The following is a 6,619-nucleotide window of genomic DNA, read 5'->3' on the forward strand; positions in this document are numbered from 1 at the left end:
CGGGGGCCGTCCCGCCGCGCGGCGGTGCGCCGGTTCGGGGCGGGCGGCCGTGAAGCGGCGCAGGCTGGACGCCGCGCTGGTGCGCCGGGGCCTGGCGCGGTCGCGCGAGCACGCCGGCCAGCTCATCGCCGAGGGGCGGGTGCGGGTCGGCGGGCGGGTCGCCGGGAAGGCGGCCACGCAGGTCGATCCCGCCGCCGCCGTGGTGGTGGACACCGCCGACGCCGGCCCCGAGTACGTCTCGCGCGGCGGGCACAAGCTGGCGGGGGCGCTGGCGGCGTTCACCGGGCTGAAGGTGGCGGGGCGCCGCTGCCTGGACGCGGGCGCGTCCACGGGCGGGTTCACCGACGTGCTGCTGCGGGCGGGCGCCGCGCACGTGCACGCGGTGGACGTCGGGTACGGGCAGCTGGCGTGGTCGCTGCGCACCGACGACCGCGTCACCGTCCTGGAGCAGGTGAACATCCGCAACCTGACGCCCGAGATGCTGGGCGCGCCGGACGTTCCGCCGCCCGACCTGGTGGTGGCCGACCTGTCGTTCATCTCGCTGCGGCTGGTGCTGGAGCCGATCACGCGGTGCGTCGCGCCCGGCGCCGACTACGCGCTGATGGTCAAGCCGCAGTTCGAGGTGGGCAGGGAGCGCGTGGGCGCGGGCGGCGTGGTGCGCGACCCGGGGCTGCTCGCCGAGGCGGTGCGGGGCGTCACCGGGCACGCCGCCGGCCTCGTGCTGGGCGCGGCGGGCGTGGTCGCCAGCCCGCTGCCGGGCCCGTCGGGGAACGTGGAGTACTTCCTGTGGCTGCGCGCCGGGGAGCCCCCGCTGGACGAGGCCGCCCTGCAGAAGGCGATCGCGGAGGGGCCGCGGTGACCGCGCCCGCCGCCCGCGCGGGGACGCGCCGCGGCGGGTTCGAGCGCACCCGGCCGGCGTTCCGTACTACCGGGCGTGGAACCGGAGGAACACGGGAAAGGCCGCAAGGAGGGGCGAAATAGCGGCAAACTGGGGCGACGCGGGCAAGGCAGGTGGCGCGGGCGACGACGGCCGCGGCGCGGTGACGCGACCCGGGGAGGGCGTTTGAGCAAGAGATCGGTGCTGGTGGTGGCGCACACCGGGCGGCCGGAGGCGGTCCGCAGCGCCCACCTGGTCATCACCCGACTCGGCGAGGCCGGGATCGCGGTGCGGGTGCTGGACGGCGAGGCCGAGGACATCGGCTGCGTCGGCGTGCAGGTCATGCCGCGCACCGCCGCCGCGGCCGAGGACGCCGAGGTGGTGATCGTGCTCGGCGGCGACGGGACGCTGCTGCGCGCCGCCGACCTGGCCCGCGAGGCCGGGACGCCGCTGCTCGGCGTCAACCTCGGCCACGTCGGCTTTCTGGCCGAGGCCGAGCGCGAGGACCTCACCAACACCGTCGACCGGGTCGTCGCCCGCCGCTACGACGTCGAGGAGCGCATGACCATCGACGTGGTCGTGCGCCGCAACGGCACGGTGACCGACACCACCTGGGCGCTCAACGAGGCCACCGTCGAGAAGGCCGAGCGGGAGCGGATGCTGGAGGTCGTCACCGAGATCGACGGGCGGCCGCTGTCGCACTGGGGCTGCGACGGCGTGGTGTGCGCCACGCCCACCGGGTCCACCGCCTACGCCTTCTCCGCGGGCGGCCCGGTGGTGTGGCCGGAGGTCGAGGCGATGCTGGTCGTCCCGATCAGCGCGCACGCCCTGTTCGCCCGGCCGCTGGTCGTCTCGCCCCGCTCGGTGGTGGCGGTGGAGGTGCTGCCGGACACGCCGCGGGCGGTGCTGTGGTGCGACGGCCGCCGCACGGTGGGGCTGCCGCCGGGGGCCCGCGTGGAGGTCCGCCGGGGCGCGGCGCCGGTCCGGCTGGCCCGCCTGCACCGGACGCCGTTCACCAACCGGCTGGTCACCAAGTTCGGGCTGCCGGTCACCGGCTGGCGCGGACGCCCCCACCAGCCCCCGGCCCCCGCCGAAGCCGACACCGGCGCGGGCGCCGGCATGGGCACCGAGCTGACCCGGATGCGCGCCCCGGCGCCGGACGCGCGCGGCCGGACCGCGCCGCCCGCCTCCGACACCGGACGGACGACCCGCGACACGGACGAAGAGGCCGAAAAGTAGTGTGAGAGAACTCCGCGTGCTCGCGGAGCGTGCGGTTCGCGGCGCCCGCTAGTCTCACCGGCGGGGCTCCGAAACCGGGATCTGTGGATGCGAGGGGTTGTGACGCTGGTGCGTCCGATGGTCGATGAGGTGCGGATCCAGGGCCTCGGCGTGATCGACGACGCCGTGCTCGATCTGTCCCCGGGGTTCAACGTCGTCACCGGAGAGACCGGGGCGGGCAAGACCATGGTGGTCACCAGCCTGGGCCTGCTGTTCGGCGGGCGGGCCGACCCGCAGCGGGTGCGGCCCGGCGCGGGCCGCGCCACCATCGAGGGCCGCATCGTGGTCGATCCCGCCGGCCGGGTGGCCGACCGGGTGGAGGAGGCCGGCGGCGAGCTCGACGACGGCGTGCTGATCATCAGCCGCTCGGTGTCCGCCGAGGGCCGGTCCCGGGCGCATCTGGGCGGCCGGTCCGTGCCGGTCAGCACGCTGATCACCCTGGCCGACGACCTGGTGGCCGTGCACGGCCAGTCCGACCAGCAGCGGCTGCTGCAGGCCGGGCGGCAGCGCGCCGCGCTCGACCGCTACGCCGGCGCGGAGCTGACCGGGCCGCTGCGCGCCTACACCGCCGCCTACCAGCGGCACCGCCAGGTCGGCGCGCAGCTGGAGGAGCTGACCACCCGGGCGCGCGAGCGCGCCGGTGAGGCCGAGGTGCTGCGCTTCGGCCTGGAGGAGATCGAGAAGGTCGATCCCAGGCCGGGCGAGGACGCCGAGCTGGCCGCCGAGGAGGAGCGGCTGGCGCACGCCGACGCGCTGCGCGGCGCCGCCACCGCCGCGCACGAGGCGCTGCTCGGCGACCCGGACGCGGTGATCGAGGCGGCCAACGTGGTCGGCCTGCTCGGGCAGGCGCGGCACGCGCTGGAGGCGGTGCGCGACCACGACCCGGCGCTGGCCGGGATGGCCGACCGGCTCGCCGAGGCCGGCTACCTGGTGGCGGACGTCGGCACCGAGCTGGCCGCCTACGGCGAGTCGGTGGACGCCGACCCGGCGCGGCTGGCCGCCGTGCAGGAGCGGCGCGCCGAGCTGACCGCGCTGACCCGCAAGTACGGCCAGACCCTGGACGAGGTGCTGGAGTGGGCGCGGCGGTCGGCGGCCCGGCTGGCCGAGCTGGAGGGCGACGACCAGCGCATCGAGGAGCTGCGCGCCGAGCACGCCGAGCTGTCGGAGCGGCTGGCCGCCGCGGCGGCCGAGCTGACCGCGGTGCGCACGCGCGCCGCCGAGCGGTTCTCCCGGGCGGTCACCGAGGAGCTGACCGCCCTGGCCATGCCGCACGCCCGCGTCGAGGTCGCCGTCACCCCGGCCGGCGAGTACGGGCCGTACGGGGCCGACGAGGTGGAGGTGCGGCTGGCCCCGCATCCCGGCGCCCCGGCGCTGCCGCTGCACAAGGGCGCCTCCGGCGGCGAGCTGTCGCGGGTGATGCTGGCGATCGAGGTGGTGTTCGCCGGCGCCGACCCGGTGCCGACCTTCGTGTTCGACGAGGTGGACGCGGGCGTGGGCGGCAAGGCCGCGGTGGAGATCGGGCGGCGGCTGGCCCGGCTGGCCCGCAGCGCCCAGGTGATCGTGGTGACGCACCTGCCGCAGGTCGCCGCGTTCGCCGACCAGCACCTGCTGGTGGAGAAGGCCGACGACGGGTCGGTCACCCGCAGCGGCGTCACCGTCCTGGACCGCGAGGGCCGGGTGCGGGAGCTGTCGCGCATGCTGGCCGGGCTGGAGGACTCCGAGCTGGGCCGGGCGCACGCCGAGGAGCTGCTGCAGATGGCCGCCCGGGAGCGCGGAACCGCCCCCTGACGCACCGTGCGTTGTGGTTCGTCCGCGACACGCGCGGACGGCACCGATCCGGGGGCGGCTGCAGCGTTCCACGCGTGTCGTCCGGTGAATCCCGGGTCGTCCGCAGGTGATCCGCGCGGACCCGCCGCGTTGATCGAGTAGTCTGCGCAGAGGACACGGGCATGCCGTCCGCGCGCCGCAGCGCCTTGCCGGGCGGCGCGTCGCGTGTGCGGCCCCGCACACGGGCAGGCCCGCGGGACGCCCCGGCGCACGTCGGCGGTGCGGCGCGCGACGCGCCGGCGAACGCGGACGGTGAACGAACCGACACGGCCGGGCGCTTGTCGTTACAGGTGTCGGTTCACGTGCTCTGGCAGGATGTCATGCGATGAACGACTCTCCGACCACCGAGCGTCGCGTCCGGCTGTCCCAGCGGCTGCCGCGGCGCGTGCTCGCCCTGGGCCGCGGCCGCGAGGACGACCTGCCCGGGGTCGGCGGCGTCGCCCGGCTCGACCGCCGCACCAAGAACCTGACCAAGCGGCTGCAGCCCGGCGAGATCGCCGTCATCGACCACGTCGACCTCGACCGGGTCAGCGCCGAGGCGCTGGTGTCGTGCGGCGCGGCCGCGGTCGTCAACGTGGCGCCCAGCATCTCCGGCCGCTACCCCAACATGGGGCCGCAGATCCTGCTGGAGGCCGGGATCCCGCTGGTCGACGACGTCGGCCCGGAGATCTTCACCCGGCTGCGCGAGGGCGACCGGGTGCGGGTGGACGGCGCGCAGGTGTACCGCGGCGCCGAGGTGGTCGCCAAGGGCACCGAGCAGACCGCCGAGACCGTCGAGGCGGCGCTGGCCGAGGCCAAGACGGGCCTGGCGCACCAGCTGGAGGCGTTCGCCGCCAACACCATGGAGTACATGCGGCGCGAACGCGACCTGCTCATCGACGGGGTCGGCGTGCCCGACGTCAAGACCCCGATCGAGGGCCGGCACGCGCTGGTCGTGGTGCGCGGCTACCACTACCGCGAGGACATCGCCACGCTGCGCCCCTACATCCGCGAGTACCGCCCGGTGCTGATCGGGGTGGACGGCGGCGCCGACGCGCTGATCGAGGCCGGCTACCGGCCCGACATGATCGTCGGGGACATGGACTCGGTGTCGGACGAGGCGCTGACCTGCGGCGCCGAGATCGTCGTGCACGCCTACCGGGACGGCCGGGCGCCCGGCCTCAAGCGGGTCAACGAGCTCGGCCGCGACGCGGTCGTGTTCCCCGCCACCGCCACCAGCGAGGACATCGCCATGCTGCTGGCCGACGAGAAGGGCGCCTCGCTGATCGTGGCGGTCGGCACGCACGCCAACATGGTGGAGTTCCTCGACAAGGGCCGCGCCGGGATGGCCAGCACCTTCCTGACCCGGCTGCGGCTGGGCAGCAAGCTGGTGGACGCCAAGGGCGTCAGCCGCCTGTACCGCAGCCGCATCTCCACCTCCTCGCTGCTGTTCCTGGTGCTCGGCGCGTTCATCGCCATGACCACCGCCGTGATCATGTCGCCGGCCGGGGAGATCATCCGTCCCCTGCTGGCCGACCGCTGGCACGCGTTCCTCTTCTGGCTGACCGGACTGTTCACGTGATCGATTTCCGCTACCACCTCGTCTCCATCGTCGCCGTGTTCCTGGCGCTGGCGCTCGGCATCATCCTGGGCTCGACGACGCTGTCGCAGTCGGTGACCGCCGAGCTGAAGAAGCAGGCGAGCGACGCGGCCCGCAACAGCCAGCAGCTGCGCCAGGAGCAGCGCCGGCTGGAGGCCCAGCGCGACGGCGAGGAGCAGTTCGCCAAGACCCTCGGCGCCGACCTGGTCGCCGATCGGCTCAAGGGCCAGTCGGTGGTGTTCGTCGAGACGCCCGGCGCCAGCAACGACAGCATCGAGCAGCTCAGCGAGCTGGCCAAGTCGGCGGGAGCCACCGTCACCGGCCGGGTCACCATCCAGAAGAAGTTCCTGGACGACGACCAGGTCGGCACCGTCGACGAGCTGGCGGGCCAGCTGCGGCCCGAGGGCGTGACCGTGCCCGAGGGCGGCGGCCCCTACGACCGCGCGGGCGCCGTGCTGGCCAGCGCGCTGGTCACCCGGGACACCGCGCGCAGCGGCCGCGAGGACGCCGGGGGCGGCGCCGTGCTCAACGGCTTCCGGCAGGCGGGGTACCTGACCACCACCGGCCGGCCCGGCCAGCACGCCACCCTCGCCGTCATGATCGCGCCGTCCACCCCGTACCAGTACGACGGCGGCGAGATCGACAACCGGGCGCTGCTGTCGCTGGCGGCGGCGCTGGACGGCGCGGGCCGCGGCGTCGTGGTCGGCGGGCCGTCCACCTCCGCCCAGGAGGGCGGGCTGATCGCGGCGCTGCGCGACTCCGACGTCCGCAAGCAGGTGTCGGCGACCGACATGGTCGACACCTCCTCCGGCCGGGTGGTGGCGGTGCTGGCGCTGCAGAACGAGATCGCCGGCAAGTCCGGCCAGTACGGCACCGGGTCGGGCGTGGACGGCTACCTGCCCTCCCCGGTGCCCACCGCGAGCAAGAGCGGGTGAGGAACGGGTGAGCCCCTATGACCCCCAGTGAGACGATCACCACTGCCATGACGCGCCCCGCCGCGGCGGCGCGGCCCGCGCCGGTCCGGTCGCTGCGCGCCGCGGCCCGCCTGCTGGCGGGCG

At 75.6% G+C, this 6,619-nt stretch carries 4 protein-coding genes and 1 pseudogene; all 5 read left to right on the plus strand.

The features are described from left to right. The first annotated feature begins 49 nt into the window (after positions 1-49). The 5 genes and pseudogenes from ABD879_RS31505 to ABD879_RS31525 all read left to right on the plus strand — a co-directional run bounded on the left by ABD879_RS31505 (position 50) and on the right by ABD879_RS31525 (position 6,496). Positions 50-859 (plus strand): TlyA family RNA methyltransferase, encoded by an 810-nt coding sequence (locus ABD879_RS31505; RefSeq protein WP_345025420.1) that lies wholly within the window; start codon positions 50-52, stop codon positions 857-859. A 219-nt stretch (positions 860-1,078) separates the two neighbouring features. Further along, a pseudogene (locus tag ABD879_RS31510) lies at positions 1,079-1,945 on the plus strand (NAD kinase); the annotation flags it as partial. A 288-nt stretch (positions 1,946-2,233) separates the two neighbouring features. After that, positions 2,234-3,943, plus strand: coding sequence for a DNA repair protein RecN (gene recN / locus ABD879_RS31515; RefSeq protein WP_345025421.1), 1,710 nt, complete (start codon positions 2,234-2,236; stop codon positions 3,941-3,943). 364 nt (positions 3,944-4,307) lie between these two features. Then, the gene (gene steA, locus ABD879_RS31520) at positions 4,308-5,543 is read left to right on the plus strand and encodes a putative cytokinetic ring protein SteA (protein ID WP_345025418.1); all 1,236 of its coding nucleotides are present in this window, start codon (positions 4,308-4,310) and stop codon (positions 5,541-5,543) included. Next, the gene (locus tag ABD879_RS31525) at positions 5,540-6,496 is read left to right on the plus strand and encodes a copper transporter (RefSeq protein ID WP_345025419.1); all 957 of its coding nucleotides are present in this window, start codon (positions 5,540-5,542) and stop codon (positions 6,494-6,496) included. Before steA ends, ABD879_RS31525 begins: the two co-directional genes overlap by 4 nt. The last annotated feature ends 123 nt before the right edge of the window (positions 6,497-6,619 follow it).

Origin of the sequence: Actinomadura keratinilytica (assembly GCF_039539665.1) — a bacterium.
GTDB lineage: Bacteria > Actinomycetota > Actinomycetes > Streptosporangiales > Streptosporangiaceae > Spirillospora > Spirillospora keratinilytica.